This window comes from Verrucomicrobiia bacterium (genome assembly GCA_035765895.1).
In the GTDB taxonomy this organism is placed as follows: domain Bacteria; phylum Verrucomicrobiota; class Verrucomicrobiia; order Limisphaerales; family DSYF01; genus DSYF01.
Genome location: DASTWL010000024.1, coordinates 1 through 13,429 on the forward strand (window position 1 = coordinate 1; position 13,429 = coordinate 13,429).

Consider the following 13,429-nt stretch of genomic DNA (forward strand, 5'->3'; position numbering starts at 1 on the left):
AAAGGGCACCAGTGGCAGGCCGGTTTACTTGCCGCCGCCCGCCGGACTATTTTGAAGCTATCGAATGCAACGGAGCCCAAGCCAGTTTCTTGAGTCATTGCCCCAACCGAAGGGTGGTTGGTGTGCTAACCATGCGCTGCAGCGCCTATGAGGGTTGTCAACCGGGTCATGGATTTTCCGTCAGGTTTTCTTCAGTGAGGCGTTGACGCGCGGAGGAGCTGCGTCAGCAGTCCGGAGTCGCGCACGGCAGCGGTGGGACCGGCGAACCCCACAGATCGTTCCGCTGCGCTGGCAGCCGGCCTTACCTTTTCATTTTAAAAGTCGTGGCTCGGCAGTCGCGCGCCGGATCACCCCGCCGTCCTTCGTTAACCGGCAGCTCTCCGGTTTCGTCCCGGCGGGCCCTTCCCCAGACCACCGCAAACCATTGACGTGCCGCCCACCGCCGGCCGACAATCCCGCCGCCGGAGTCCGGCACCAAACCAATTGACATGAGTTCACCGCTCGAAATCATCGCCCTGACGCGGCAGCCCCGGGATGTCCGCCGTTTTTTCAAGCTCGCCTACCGTATTTACGACGGCGACCCCCGCTGGTTCGCGCCGCTGTTGATGGACATGCACAAGGTGTTCGCGGACGCCAATCCGCTGTTCACGCACGCCGAGATGCAGTTGTGGGTGGCCCGGCGCGACGGCCGCGACGTGGGGCGCATTGCCGGCGTGATTGACCGGAACCACAACGCGTTTCACCAGGAGCGAACCGCCTTTTTCGGCTTCTTCGAATGCGTGGACGACGCGGCCGCGAGCGCGAAACTGTTCGAGGCGGTGGCGGCGTGGGCGAAGCAGAAGGGCATGGACCGTTTGCTCGGCCCGATGAACCCGACGACCAACGACGAGTGCGGGCTGCTGGTGGACGGCTTCGAGACGCCGCCGGTGTTCATGATGACCTACAATCCGCGCTACTACGTGAAGCTGCTCGAAGGCGCCGGGTTCCGCCGCGCGAAGGATCTGCTCGCCTTCGAGTTTGCGGTGGCGGGCAGTCCGCAGGAGCGGCTGAAGCGGTTTCAGGAGAAGTTCCGCAAACGCGAACCCGATCTGCGAATCGTGCCGCTGGCGAAAAAGACGTTGAAGGAGCAGCTCGTCAAGGTGAAGGCGGTTTACAATCAGGCGTGGGAAAAGAACTGGGGCTTCGTGCCGATGACCGACGCCGAAATCGATTTCATGGCGGAACGGCTCAAGCCCCTGCTCACCGACGGCCTGGCGTTCCTGGCCGAAACACCGCAGGAACCGGTCGGCTTCATGCTGGCCATGCCGGATTTCAACGAGGCCTTCCTGCCGTTGCGCGGCCGGCTGCTTTCGCCGGGACTGCTGCGGGCCGTGCCCTACCTGCTCGGCTGGAAGGCGCCGCGATACGTGCGGTGCGTAACGCTCGGGGTCACAGCGAAGGCCCGCGGCCGGGGCATCGAAGCGGCCATGCTGGCGGAAGGCGTCTTCACGTCGCTGCGTCTGGGCATCCAACGCTGCGAAGCCTCGTGGATCCTGGAGGACAATGTGCCGGTGATCCGGATGATCGAGCTGTTTGGCGGCAAGGTTTACAAGACTTACCGCATCTACGAACGCCCGGCCTGACCGGCGGTCAGGGTGGCGATTCTTCCGAAGCCACGCCCAACGACGGTTGGGAAGCCACCTTGTCCGGGGCCGCCGGCGCCCCGGCAAAACGGGCATACAGGCGGTTGGCCAGGGGCAGCAGCAACGCGGTCGTCAAGGCGCCGGCCAGCACGTCCACTGCGTAGTGATAGCGGCAATACACCGTTGAGCCGCACAGCAACACCGCCATGACGAGGTGAATCCAGCGGATGCGCCGCAGATACAGGAAGGAAAAATAGACCGTGACCAGCGCGATGGCGACGTGGCTGCTCGGAAACGCAGCCCCCGGCGCTTCAAACTCGCGGTAAATCAGCGCCATGATTTTGTAAAAGAGGCCCGCCTGCACACTTTCGGGGAAGACCCAGGCCGCTTCGGGCGGCGCGTTGGCCGGCGGATCGGACGACACGATGTCGCTGTAGGCAATGCGCGGGCCGATGACCGGCAGGAAAATGTAAATCAGGTAGCACGCGTAAAACACGAACGACACGACGGAGATGTAGTGGTAAAACTGGCGGCGGTTCCGGAGAAACAACGCCAGGCCGACGCCGACAATCATCACGTAGTAGGAAAAATAGGCGATGTAGAACACCTCGCTCACCCACAACGACGGAAAGGTCTGCATGAACCGGACGCTCGGCTCGAACCCGAACAGCAGCCGGTCCAGATGAATGAAGTGCCCATCCAGATAGCCCGTGTGCAGCATCTGATTGAGCAGGCCGGTTTCACGGTAAAATCCCGTGTAGAGCAGCACCGGATAGAAGTGGCGCAGGAAGTCGAGCACCCGGTTGGCCGGCCGGGCCGCGCTGGCCCTGATCAACCCGTGAATCAGCGCCAGGCATCCGACATGGGCCGCACACAACCAGCCCCACCCCGGCACGGCCGTGCCGTGCAAAATCAGGACGATGAGCGCCACCAGGGCGATGTAACCCTGCGTCGCGTAGTCAATAAACGTGTAATGCTTCGTCATGCGTCAGAGCCAGCCATGCTCCCGATACCAACGCAGCGTGTCCACCACGCCGTCGCGCAAGGGCGTGGCACATTCGAGATCCAGTTCCGCCTTCAGCCGGGCCACGTCACACACCCAGCCGGGCGCGTTCAGCTCGGCGAACTTCTGCGCGTTCAACACGCTGGGCCGCCGGGTGCGCCGCGCCCGCCAGTCCGCCCACTGACACGCCAGCCACAGCACCACCCGCGGCAGCGGCAGCGGAATCGTCCAGGTTCCCAGTTCGGTCGCCATCCGCCGGGCCAGTTCCGCGGCCGTCACCACTTCCGGTGAACCGACAAAAAAGACCTTCCGGCGCGCGCGCGGTTCAATCAAAACGGCGACAATGACCCGCGCCAGGTCGGCCACGTGCACCAGGCTTAAAAACTGCCGGCCGCCGCCGAACTGCGGGCGGAGATGCGCGTTGACCGCCTTGAACAGCCGGAGAAATTCACGATCGCGCGGCCCATACACCGCCGGCGGGCGCAGGATCACCCAGTCCGTCGTGCAGTGGGTCATGACCTCCTGCTCCGCCGCGAGTTTGCTGCGGCCATAATCGGAAACCGGCCGGGGGGGCTGGTTTTCCCGCGCCGGTTCGTCCGGCGTGTGCGGCCCGGCCACGGCCAGGCTGGAAACGTGCACGAATCGTTGGATGCGCGGGCCGCAACGGTTGACGGCCTCCACGAGCTGGCGGGTGCCCTGCTGGTTGGCCGCGAAGAATCCCGCGGCATCCAGGGCCTTGGTCGCGCCGGCGCAATGAACCACATGCGTCACGCCGGCGAGCGCCGCCGCGAGGGCTTCCGGCTGGTCCATGCCGCCCGTCCGGACTTCAACCCGGGAAAGCTGGTTGGCGATGAACTGGCGGTCGCTGGCTGCGCGGAGCAAAACCACCGTGGGAATGCCCTGCGCCAGGAGCTGGTCCAGCACGTGGCTGCCCACGAAACCGTTGCCGCCGGTGAGCAGGACTTTCATGCCGGTGCGGGCCCCGGTCAGATGATGCCGAGCCGCTGGCCGACCTTCTGAAACTTTTCCAGGGCGCGGTCAATTTGCGCGAAGGTGTGCGTGGCCATGAGACTCACACGCAGCAATTCCTGACCAACCGGAACGCCGGGCGAAACGACCGGATTCACAAACACGCCCTCTTCTTCGAGCCCCTTGCAGAACTGGAAGGTCTTGAGCATGTCGTGCACGTAAACGGGCAGGATCGGGGTTTCGGAGGCGCCCAGATGAAACCCCAGGGAAATCAGCCCCTGCTTCATGCGTTCGGTGTTTTTCCACAGCTGGGCGATCCGGGCCGGCTCGTTGATCATGATCTTCAACGCCGCGAGGACCGCCGCCGCATTGGCCGGGCTCATGCTCGCGCTGAACACGAGGGTGCGCGAGTTGTGCTTGAGAAAATCAATTGTGGCCGCGTCGCTGGCAATGAACCCGCCGAGGCTCGCGAGGGATTTGCTGAACGTGCCCATGATGAGCTGCACGTCGTCCTCCAAACCGAAGTGCGAGGCCGTGCCGGAACCGCATTGCCCGAGCACGCCGATGCCGTGGGCGTCATCCACCATGACGGCGGCGTTGTATCGCTTGGCCAGCTTGACCAGCTCGGGCAGCTTGATGATGTCGCCTTCCATGCTGAAGACGCCGTCCACGACGATCAGCTTGCCGGCCCCGTGCGGCAACTGGCGCAGGCGCCGTTCCAGCGCATTCATGTCATTATGGGCAAACCGGATGAATTCGCCCAGGGACAGCCGGCAGCCTTCCACCAGACTCGCGTGGTTGGCCTTGTCGGCCAGGATGTATTCGTCCTTGCCCACGATGGTGCTGACCACGCCGAGATTGACCTGAAAGCCGGTGCTGTAGAGGAGCACGGCCTCCTTTTTCATCAGCCGGGCCAGTTCGGTCTCAAGCTCGATGTGCAGATCGAGCGTGCCGTTCAGAAACCGGGAGCCGGCGCAACCGCTGCCATACTTGCGCACTGCGGCTTCGGTGGCTTCCTTGATGCGCGGGTCATTCGTCAGGCCCAGATAACTGTTCGAGCCCATCATGAGCACCTTCTGGCCATTCATCGTGACCTCGGTGTCCTGCGCGGAGGAAATCGTCCGGAAATAGGGATACAACCCGAGTGCCCGCACCTGGTCGGCGCTGTGGTAGTTCCGCACCTTGCTGAACAACGGCAAACCGGCGGACTCCGCCTCCGGATGGGTTGCGAGATGGCCATTACCCCCCAAGGCTTTGGCTGCGGGTGCTGGCACCGGATTTTGGGGCGTTCTGGCCGCAGACGCGACGGTCTGCGATTGCTTCTGAAAACTCATGTAATATCAGGTTTCTGACGCGAACTGTGTCGCAACTTAACCCCCGTAAATCAATCAAATTCTCGCCTTCCACCATTGCCGCGCCGCCTGGTTCCACGCACGTTCCCGGGCTAAAAACACGAACCGCGGCGGGGCCCACCGCATTTGCAGCATAAATACTCCAGCCCATCGAATTCCGGTGGCCCAAACCTGACCAAATAAGGGCCATCAACGATAAAGCCACGGTTTAAACTGCGGCAGCCAAGTCCGCCCGCGTCGGTTCCCCAAAATTCACTCGAAAATTTGTCCTCGGTCAAAAGATGCGCATCAAATGACAAGATCGGTGTGGTCGGCGAGACGCCGGCCGGCGACAGTGGACGCAGATGTTTATGCGTGCTGAATCTCCGACCAACGAACGCGGCACGGGGCCGCGTTGCGATCTGTGTCCGCTGAACCGGGTGCAAGCCGGCGTTGCGGTGCGCATCCGGCAACTGTGCGCCACGCCCGAAATTCAGACCCGCCTCCGTGAACTGGGTCTGTGCGAGGACCAAATCATCCGCCTCGTCACCAACCGCACGAGCTTCATCTGCCAGGTCTGCAACTCCCGTTTCGCGCTCAGCGAGCAGCTCGCCGCGCTCATTCTGGTTGAGCCGATGCAACCAGCGCCGGTTCGCGGTTGACCACCGCCCGTCCGCCCAGCCACCGCACGATTCCCGCCGCGGCCCGCCGTCCATCGCGCACGGCGTGAACCACCAGTTGCGCGCCGCGCACGGAATCACCGCCGGAGAAAATACCCGGAATGTTGGTCATCTGGTGCTCATCCACGATGAGACCGCCCCAGGCGTTCCTGAGCAGTGGCGCAAAGTCGCTGTCCGCCGCAAACGGCACCGGATCGAATCCGTAGGCGACCAGAATCAAATCCGCCGAGATCGCAAAATCCGAGCCGCGCACCGCCCGGGGTTTGCGCCGGCCCGAACCATCGGGTTCGCCCAGCTCCATTTTCAGGCAATGCAGCCGGTTCAGATTCCCGTGGGCGTCGCCTTCGAGGCGCAGCGGATTGGTCAAAAACAGAAACACCGCCCCTTCCTCGACCGCGTTCAAATACTCCTTCCGGCTGCCCGGCATGTTTTCGAGATCGCGCCGGTAAACGCACACGGTGGATTTGGCCCCGCTGCGGATGGCCGTGCGGAGGCAATCCATCGCCGTGTCGCCGCCGCCGAGGACGACGACATCCTTCCCGCGGCAATCAATGGGTGCAACGACGTGCGGCCCCGGCGTGTTCTTCTGCACGAGGAACGGGATGGCCGCATGCACACCGCTCAAGTGCTCGCCCGGAAGGTCAAGCGGCTTGGCCTGTTCGCAGCCAATGCCCAAAAATACCGCGTCAAAATCCCGCGCCAGCGTCCAAAGCGAGACGTCGCAGCCCACCCGCTGGCCCACCCGCATGACCACGCCGCGTTCCCGCAACAGCGCGACACGGCGCTCCACCACGGATTTTTCGAGCTTGAACGACGGAATGCCGTTGCGCAGCAGTCCGCCCGGGGTTGCCTGCGCTTCAAAGATCGTCACGGCGAAGCCGCGTTTGGCCAGTTCATCGGCGCAACTCAGGCTGGCCGGACCGGACCCCACGCACGCCACGCGGCGGCCGTTCGGCGCCGCCCGGATGACGCGCCGGTCGCGGTGCGCAAACGCATATTCGTTGATGAACACCTCAATGGCGCCGATGCTCACCGGCGCCGAATGGGAGTTCAGGATGCATGCCCCTTCGCACTGCCGTTCCTGCGGACAAATGCGCCCGCAAATCTCGGGCAGGTTGCTCGTGGCGCCAGAGATTTCCGCCGCGGCCAGAAATTCCCCCTCCGCCGCCAGTGCCAGCCATTCAGGAATCCGGTTGGCCAGCGGGCAGCCGCGCACGCACAAGGGATCGGGACATTGGATGCAGCGGCTGGCCTGGGCGCGGACCGTGGCCTCATCGTAGAGGGAATAAATCTCGCGAAAATCCGCAAGGCGTTCACCGGCCGGCCGCTTCGGCGGCAGCCGGCGCGGCACTTCCAGCCACGCATGACGGGCGTCCCAAGGGGTTTTGCCGGGCGCATTCATGGTTTGCAAGGGGACAGCGCAGTCTCCCTCCAAGCGGGCGGTCCGCACACCCATTTATTGCCAAATGCTGCTCAAACCTTGCCACCGTGGACGCCGCGTCGGACGCCGCCGGGCGGCGGCAAATGGCCGCTGGATCAGCCCGCAAACGGCTTCACCATGTTTGCCAAGGCCGTGATCCAAAGCGGATGCTCATTCAGGCAGGGAATCAGCGTGTAGCGCTCACCGCCGGCTTGCAGGAACGTTTCGCGGCCGCGCATGCCGATTTCCTCGATCGTCTCCAGGCAATCGCTCACAAACGCGGGCGAAATGATGACCAGTTTTTTTACGCCCGCCTTGGGCAGGCGTTCCAGTTCGAAGTCCGTGAATGGTTTCAGCCATGGATCCTTGCCCAGGCGTGACTGGAAGGCGACGGACCATTTTTGCGCCGGCACCCGGCACTTTTCCGCCACCTGCTTCGCGGTCTGGAAGCATTGGGCGCGGTAACAAAACTCATGCGCCGGGCCCGGCACCTCGCAGCAGTTCGGCACCGTGAGGCAATGGCATTTCGTCGGGTCCGACTTCTTGATCTGCCGCTCCGGCACGCCGTGAAAGCTGAACAGCAGGTGATCGAAGTCCGTTTGCAACGCCGGCGCGGAAACCGCCGCCAGTGCGGCGATGTAATCCGGCGCGGCATAATACGGCGGCTGCACCGTGAGCCGGATGTGCGGCGCGTGCCGGGCGATGTTTTCCCGCACCCAGACCACGGCCGTTTCGTAGCTCGACATGGCGTAGTGCGGGAACAATGGAATCAACAACAGCTCGGTGATCCCCTGCCCGGCCAGTTTCTTGACCGCGTCCGGCACGCCCGGGTTCTGGTAACGCATCGCCAGTTCAACCGGCACGGAGACGCGCTGTTGCAGGAGGGCCTGCACGTGACGGCTGATGACAATGAGCGGCGAACCTTCCGGCGTCCAAACGCTCTGATAGGCGTGCGCGGATTCCTTGGGCCGGTTGAGGAGAATCATCCCCACGATGAACCGGCGCAGCGGCCACGCGACGTCAATCACGCGCCCGTCCATCAGGAATTCGTTCAGGTAACGGCGCACGTCCGGCACGGACGGCGAATCGGGCGACCCCAGGTTGACCAGGAGAACGGCTTTGCTCATGCGGCTAAGGGCAGTCGTTGCATCGTTAAATCGGGGCCACGTTACCCCGGCGGCGGTGCCAGGTCACGTGGTAACGCGGCCACGCCAGATCACTTCAAAGATTCATCGTGCGGGCGATGCGTTCGACTGCGTTCACCCCGGACACAATCGAATCGCCCAGCGAAATGCCGCCGCGGTAATGGCCGGCCAGGAAGAAACCCGGCGCCTGCGCCTCGATTTCCGTCATTCGCGCGCGGTATTTGCCGTAGCCGAGATTGTATTGCGGAATGGCCTTGGGCCAAAACACGGTGTGCTGGAATGTCGGCTCGCCGTGCACGCCGAGCAACACGCGCAAATCGGCCTGCACCAGCTCATACAGCTTTTCCGCCGGCAGCGACGCCAGTTCCGGATAACGCTCACCGCCGATGTAGTTGGTCAATGTGAGATGTCCGGCCGGCGCGCGGTTCGGAAACAAGGCGGACGAGAAGATCGTGCCGAGGATTTTGAAGCCTTCCACCCGGGGAATCAACATGCCGAAGCCGTTGCACGGATGCGCCACGTCCTCGCGCCGGAAGCCCAGCACCACGCTCGCCACAGGCGGATAGCGGATTTCGGAGAAGGCGGAGAGGTCGAGCCGACCGCTTGATTGGAGCGCCGAACCGGAGTTCGGCGCTCCGAGTTCAACGTGCAGTTCCGCCAGCCTGAACGCCGTGCCCGCATAAAGCACCGCGCTGTGCTCCGCCTGGCCCGCACCCGCGGCATTCTTGAAGTTCACCGTCCAGCCGTTGGCCGTCTGCTTGAGCTGCGTGACGCTCGTATTCAGTTTGACCGCGGCGCCGAGCAGCTCGCGCAGGGTGTCGGGCAACACCTGCAAGCCTTCGTCGAAGGAAAACTTCGGCGCGCGGTCCTTTGCGACTTCGCCGCGCTTCTTGCGTTCACGCGCCCCGAGGATCTGGCCCCTGATCATTGAGCCGTATTTCTCTTCGAGCGCGGCGAGCTTGGGAAACGCCTGCTGCACGGAAAGCTTTTCCGGATCGCCCGCGTAAATGCCCGCCACCAGCGCATCAATCGCGTGGTCCAGAAACTCCGGACACAGCCGGCGCCGGACAAAATTGGCGATGCTCTCCTCCTGCCCGTCCCGCTTCACCGGCCGGAACGGCTCGCGCAGCACGGCCCACTTGGCGCCGAGCGTGAACAGCGGCGTGGTGAAGAATCCCAGCGGCGAGCCCGGCATTTCGATGGGCCGGCGGTAGCGCACCACGTAACGCGCCTCCGCCTGCGGGTCCGGGTCCAGGCGCCGCGGCTGCAGCCCGGCGTCATTCACGAGCTGCGTGATCTTGGGGGACGTTTCGAGGATGGTGTTCGGCCCGAACTCGGCGAGATAGCCGTCCTTGCGCAGGCTCTGAATCGCCCCGCCCACCCGGCCCGTGGCTTCATAGACCGTGACCGGAATCCCGCGGCGCTGGAGATAAAACCCCGCCGTGAGTCCGGTGATACCGCCGCCGATGATGGCTACGGGTTTCATGAAAAATTAAATCGTCCGCGAAGGGCGCCGTTTGCCCACGGGGGCAAGCGTGTTGTCGAAGCCCATCGCGATGTGGTTCAGGCCGCGAGCAGTTCCGGATGACGTGCCGCGATCCGCAGCAACTTCAAGGCGGCACCGCTGGGTTCACGCTGGCCCGATTCCCAACTGATGGCGGTGGGCTTGGGCACGTTGAGCAGCGCCGCAAAGACGGCTTGGCTGACGCCCAGGCGTTTTCGCAACTCGGCGATTTCGCGGGGCTTGATGGACTTCTCGCGCGGCGGCAGGGCCAGCCGCGTGGTGCGCATCGTCAGGCGTTTACCGCCGCTGACGTGCTTGGCCACCCCCTCAAGACGCCGGATCAGTTCCTCAGCGTCGAATTCAATCTCATTTTTTGTTTTGCGCGGCATAAGCTTGTTCGATTTGTCGGGCCAGCAGGCGCAGACGGAACCGCTGGTCGGCCGACAGGTCTGACTGCCGGGATTTCGTGTAGAGAAACAACAGGATCACCTTCTCCACGCGTGGCAGGTGCAGATAAATCACCCGGGCGCCAGCCGATTTACCCCGCCCCGGCAACTTCATCCGCACCTTGCGGAGGCCCCCCCGAGTCTCGGATCACATCGCCCTTGTCTGGATTGTGAAGCAGTTCGAGTTGCAACGCCCGCAACGCTTCCTCGTTGGCGATCCGATGCAGGTCGCGCGTGAACTCCGGCACCTCCACAAACTCCAGCGCCTTCATACGAGCGGATTCTATACTACCATGTAACACACCGCAAGCCGGGAACGACAGGCGATCAAATCGTCCGCGAATGCCGCCGTTCGCCGACGGGCGCGAGCGTGTTGTCGAAGCACATCGCGATGTTGCGGATGAACAGGCGGCCCGTCTCGGTGACGTCCAGGCCCGCGGCCGTGCGTTGCACCAGTCCATCCGCCTCGAAGGGCGCGAGCGCAGCCAGTTCCGGCGCGAAGTGCTCCGCGAAGTTGATGCCGAGCTTCCGGCCCATCGCGGCGAAGTCGAGCGAGAGATCGCACATCACCCGCATGATGGTTTCGCGGCGGATGTGGTCTTCCGGCGTCACGAAATACGCCTTGTGCAACGGCGCGCGGCCGCCATCCACCGCCGCCTGCCAGACCGGGAGTTCCTTCTCGTTCTGCCAGTAGGCGTCGGGAATCTGCGAGATGCTGGACATGCCGAAGGCGTAAATGTCCGTCCCCGCGCGCGTGCTGTAACCCTGGAAATTCCGCTGCAACTGCTTGTTCCGCTGCGCCACGGCGAGTTCGTCGTCCGGCTTCGCAAAATGGTCCATGCCGATGTAAACGTAGCGGTCATCCTCGGTCAGGCGCTCGATGACGGTCTTGAGAATCTGCAGCTTCACGTCCGCAGTCGGCAGGACTTTTGCCTGCAAAATTTTCTGCGCCGGCTTGATCCACGGCACGTGCGCGTAGCTGAACACGGCCAAACGGTCGGGCTGCATCTGGAGCACCGTGTCGAGCGTGTGGTTGAACGACGCCACGGTCTGATGCGGCAGGCCGTAAATCAGGTCAAGATTCACCGAGCGGAAGCCCAGTTCGCGCAGCCAGTCGAGCGCCTGCTGCGTCATGGCGACGGGCTGGATGCGGTGCACGGCCTCCTGCACCTGCGGGTTGAAATCCTGCACGCCCATCGAGGCGCGGTTGAAGCCAATCTCCGCCAGCGCCACCACGTGGTCCCGCGTCAGCCGGCGCGGATCCACCTCGACGCTGGCCTCGATGTCGGCGGCGAAATCGAAGTGCTGGTGGATGATTTCGCCGAGGCGGCGGATTTCGTCGGGCTTGAGGAACGTGGGCGAGCCGCCGCCGAAATGGAGTTGGACGGCCTTGCGCTGCCGGTTGAGGAGCGGCGCCATGAGCGCGACTTCGCGGCCGAGCGCCTCCACGTAGCCCATGCCGCGGCTGTGATCGAGCGTGATGACCGTGGTGCAGCCACAGAACCAGCAGAGCGTTTCGCAGAACGGAATGTGAAAATAGAGCGACAGACCGCGTTCGGTCTCGTTGTTGGCCGAGATGCGGTCGCGCAGCGCCTCCCACGTCACGGCCTCCGTGAATTTGGTGGCGGGCGGATACGACGTGTAGCGCGGGCCGGGCTGGTTGTATTTCTCAACCAGGGCAAGATCAACTTTGAGCGTGCTCATGCGAAACGACTTTAACCACGGACGGCGGCGGATGCACCCCGATTTGCGGCGCGAGGCTCAACCACCATGCACCGTGTCCACGACGGCCTGGATGCATTCCAGCTTCGACTCGGGGGTGACGCCGTGGCCAAGGTTGAAAATGTGGCCGGGCCGGCCCTTCAGGTCCGCCAAAATGCGCCGGGTTTCCGCGGCCGCGGCTTCGGGCGAGGTGCTGAGCAGGAACGGGTCGAGGTTGCCCTGCACGGCCACGTTCTTCGGCAGCCGCGCCGCCACGTCGGCGAGGCGCACGCCCCAATCCACGCCCAGCACATCCGCGCCGGTGCCCACCAGGTCGTCCCAGTTCCCGTGCGCCCCCTTGGAAAACACAATGACCGGCGTGTGGCCCTTGAGGCCGCTGATGATCTGCTGCATCCAACGCCCGGACGCTTCGGGAAAGGCGCTGGAACTCAGGCTGCCGCCGAGCGTGTCGAAGATTTGGATGGCATCCACGCCCGTATCAATCTGCATCTGCAAATAACGGGTGCAGGCTTCGGTGAGTTTTTCGCAGAGGCGGTTGAACAGCTTCGGTTCGCGGTAAAACATCGCCTTGGCGCCGGAAAATTCCTTCGCGCTGCCACCTTCGACCATGAAGTTGGCCAGCGTCCACGGCGAGCCCGCAAAGCCAAGCAACGCCGTCTTGGTGCCGAGCTGGGCGCGGATCAGCTTGAGCGCCTCGGCCACGTAGTGCAGCCGGTCCACCACGGCGTTCACGTCGAGCTTTTCCACGTCGGCCGCGGTGCGGACGGCGAAGTCCATGCCGATGCCGCCGGCTTCGCGAAACTGGTAGCCCTGGCCCAGGCCCTCGCAAACGACGAGGATGTCGCTGAACAGAATCGCCGCGTCGAAGCCGAAGCGGCGGATGGGTTGCAGCGTGACTTCGGCGGCGAGTTCGGGCGTCTGGACCAGTTGCAGGAACGTGAACTTCTCCTTCAACGTCCGGTATTCCGGCAGGGCGCGGCCGGCCTGGCGCATGAGCCACAGCGGCGGACGCGGGACCGGTTCACAACGAACGGCGGCGAGGAAGAGGTTTCGGCTGTTCATGGTTTCGGCGGAGCCGGACCGCGGTTGATCAGACTGCCGACCCTGCGCGGAACTGCGCTCCGGGAGATTGCTTGTCGAATACATCACGTTTAACGCCAACCTGCGAGCTTCGCTACGACTTAGGCCACGCACGAAAACGTCGCGTTCACGTGTCATTCAGCATAAGGCCGAAACCGGGCAAAACTATACCGTTCTTGCCGGTTAATGCACATATTTTGTGAAGCCGGGCCGCCGCGCCTACGCCACGATCCGCACGGCGTCCTGCGTGCCAAAGGCGTTCGGCACGTGGAGCGGACAGACGGGGTCATCGCGCCATTCGCCATCCACAAGGAAGCGGTAATGATAGGTGCCCGGGGGCAGCGGCACGGAAACCTTCCAGCGCCCGCGTGGGCTGCGTTTGAGGGGAATCGGGTGCGCCAGCCAGCCGGTGAAGTCGCCCGCCAACAGGACGGACTGCGCCGCCGGAGCGTCCAGCGCGAATTCCCGCTTGGGAATGACGGTCGTCGTTGCCATAAACCACGGTTT

General features: G+C 63.7%; 14 protein-coding genes. 2 read left to right on the plus strand and 12 right to left on the minus strand.

All coding sequences use genetic code 11. The features are described 5' to 3' along the window. Positions 1-488 precede the first annotated feature (488 nt). The gene (locus VFV96_05350) at positions 489-1,622 is read left to right on the plus strand and encodes an N-acetyltransferase (protein HEU5069827.1); all 1,134 of its coding nucleotides are present in this window, start codon (positions 489-491) and stop codon (positions 1,620-1,622) included. 7 nt (positions 1,623-1,629) lie between these two features. Here the strand turns inward: VFV96_05350 and VFV96_05355 are convergent, their stop codons facing one another. From VFV96_05355 to VFV96_05365, 3 genes are read right to left on the minus strand one after another with little or no spacing between them, the layout of a single operon-like run. Then, entirely contained in the window at positions 1,630-2,607 is a 978-nt protein-coding gene (locus VFV96_05355) for a phosphatase PAP2 family protein (protein ID HEU5069828.1), read from the minus strand. A gap of 3 nt (positions 2,608-2,610) precedes the next feature. Beyond that, positions 2,611-3,594 (minus strand): NAD(P)-dependent oxidoreductase, encoded by a 984-nt coding sequence (locus tag VFV96_05360; protein ID HEU5069829.1) that lies wholly within the window; start codon positions 3,592-3,594, stop codon positions 2,611-2,613. Between the two features lie 17 nt (positions 3,595-3,611). Continuing rightward, complete coding sequence (locus VFV96_05365; protein ID HEU5069830.1) at positions 3,612-4,793, minus strand: aminotransferase class I/II-fold pyridoxal phosphate-dependent enzyme; 1,182 nt, start codon at positions 4,791-4,793, stop codon at positions 3,612-3,614. A gap of 503 nt (positions 4,794-5,296) precedes the next feature. On the opposite strand from VFV96_05365, the gene VFV96_05370 reads away from it, so the two are divergent. Further along, positions 5,297-5,587: a FeoA family protein gene (locus VFV96_05370; GenBank protein ID HEU5069831.1), complete on the plus strand. Its 291-nt coding sequence runs from the start codon at positions 5,297-5,299 to the stop codon at positions 5,585-5,587. Here the strand turns inward: VFV96_05370 and VFV96_05375 are convergent. The 9 genes from VFV96_05375 to VFV96_05415 form a co-directional block, all read right to left on the minus strand. Beyond that, positions 5,544-7,007, minus strand: a complete 1,464-nt coding sequence (locus VFV96_05375) for an NAD(P)-dependent oxidoreductase (protein ID HEU5069832.1) — start codon at positions 7,005-7,007, stop codon at positions 5,544-5,546. The two genes, VFV96_05370 and VFV96_05375, sit on opposite strands and share 44 nt — an antisense overlap. Before the next feature lie 134 nt (positions 7,008-7,141). Further along, positions 7,142-8,152, minus strand: coding sequence for a ferrochelatase (gene hemH, locus VFV96_05380; GenBank protein ID HEU5069833.1), 1,011 nt, complete (start codon positions 8,150-8,152; stop codon positions 7,142-7,144). A 94-nt stretch (positions 8,153-8,246) separates the two neighbouring features. Further along, positions 8,247-9,656 carry a protoporphyrinogen oxidase gene (gene hemG / locus VFV96_05385; GenBank protein HEU5069834.1) on the minus strand — a complete coding sequence of 470 codons (1,410 nt, stop codon included), beginning with the start codon at positions 9,654-9,656 and terminating at the stop codon, positions 8,247-8,249. Between the two features lie 77 nt (positions 9,657-9,733). Continuing rightward, complete coding sequence (locus tag VFV96_05390) at positions 9,734-10,063, minus strand: helix-turn-helix domain-containing protein (GenBank protein ID HEU5069835.1); 330 nt, start codon at positions 10,061-10,063, stop codon at positions 9,734-9,736. Then, entirely contained in the window at positions 10,041-10,196 is a 156-nt protein-coding gene (locus tag VFV96_05395; GenBank protein HEU5069836.1) for a hypothetical protein, read from the minus strand. The genes VFV96_05390 and VFV96_05395 overlap by 23 nt, the downstream gene beginning before the upstream one ends. 16 nt (positions 10,197-10,212) lie before the next feature. Then, the gene (locus VFV96_05400) at positions 10,213-10,392 is read right to left on the minus strand and encodes a hypothetical protein (GenBank protein ID HEU5069837.1); all 180 of its coding nucleotides are present in this window, start codon (positions 10,390-10,392) and stop codon (positions 10,213-10,215) included. 55 nt (positions 10,393-10,447) lie between these two features. Beyond that, on the minus strand, positions 10,448-11,824 hold the full coding sequence (gene hemN / locus VFV96_05405; GenBank protein ID HEU5069838.1) for an oxygen-independent coproporphyrinogen III oxidase: 1,377 nt from the start codon (positions 11,822-11,824) through the stop codon (positions 10,448-10,450). 57 nt (positions 11,825-11,881) lie between these two features. Further along, positions 11,882-12,904, minus strand: coding sequence for a uroporphyrinogen decarboxylase (gene hemE, locus VFV96_05410; GenBank protein HEU5069839.1), 1,023 nt, complete (start codon positions 12,902-12,904; stop codon positions 11,882-11,884). Between the two features lie 237 nt (positions 12,905-13,141). Then, the gene (locus VFV96_05415) at positions 13,142-13,417 is read right to left on the minus strand and encodes an isoamylase early set domain-containing protein (GenBank protein ID HEU5069840.1); all 276 of its coding nucleotides are present in this window, start codon (positions 13,415-13,417) and stop codon (positions 13,142-13,144) included. Between the last annotated feature and the right edge of the window lie 12 nt (positions 13,418-13,429).